Consider the following 706-nt stretch of genomic DNA (forward strand, 5'->3'; position numbering starts at 1 on the left):
CGATCTGGCCGGGGCGCAGCTCGTTGAAGAGGATCTGCTCGGACAGCGTGTCCTCCAGCTCGCGCTGGATGGTCCGGCGCAGCGGACGGGCGCCGAGCACCGGGTCGAAGCCCTTGGCCGCCAGATACTTCTTGGCGTTGTCGGTCAGCTCCAGACCCATGTCCTTGTTCCTGAGCTGCGTCTCGATGCGCGCCGTGAAGATGTCGACGATCTGCAGGATCTCCTTCTCCCGCAGCTGGCGGAAGACGATCGTGTCATCGATACGGTTCAGGAACTCCGGGCGGAAGTGCTGCTTCAGCTCGTCGTTGACCTTGATCTTCATCCGCTCGTACGACGACTCCTCGGCCTCCGAAGCCTGGAAGCCCAGCGACACCGCCTTCGCCACATCCCGGGTCCCGAGGTTGGTGGTCAGGATGATGACCGTGTTCTTGAAGTCCACGATCCGGCCCTGGCCGTCGGTCAGCCGACCGTCCTCCAGGATCTGCAGGAGCGTGTTGAACACATCCGGGTGCGCCTTCTCGATCTCGTCGAACAGCACCACCGAGAACGGCTTGCGCCGCACCTTCTCGGTCAGCTGGCCACCCTCGTCGTAACCCACGTAACCGGGAGGCGCACCGACCAGGCGGGACACCGTGTACCGGTCGTGGAACTCGGACATGTCCAGCTGGATCAGCGCGTCCTCGGAGCCGAACAGGAACTCGGCGAG

General features: G+C 64.0%; 1 protein-coding gene. It reads right to left on the reverse strand.

Translation table 11 applies throughout. The features are described 5' to 3' along the window. Positions 1-706 (reverse strand): AAA family ATPase (locus J5X75_RS43815; protein WP_208473647.1); only part of this gene is annotated, 706 nt, incomplete at both ends.

It is taken from the genome of Actinoplanes flavus (genome assembly GCF_017592555.1).
Taxonomy (GTDB): Bacteria; Actinomycetota; Actinomycetes; order Mycobacteriales; family Micromonosporaceae; genus Actinoplanes; species Actinoplanes flavus.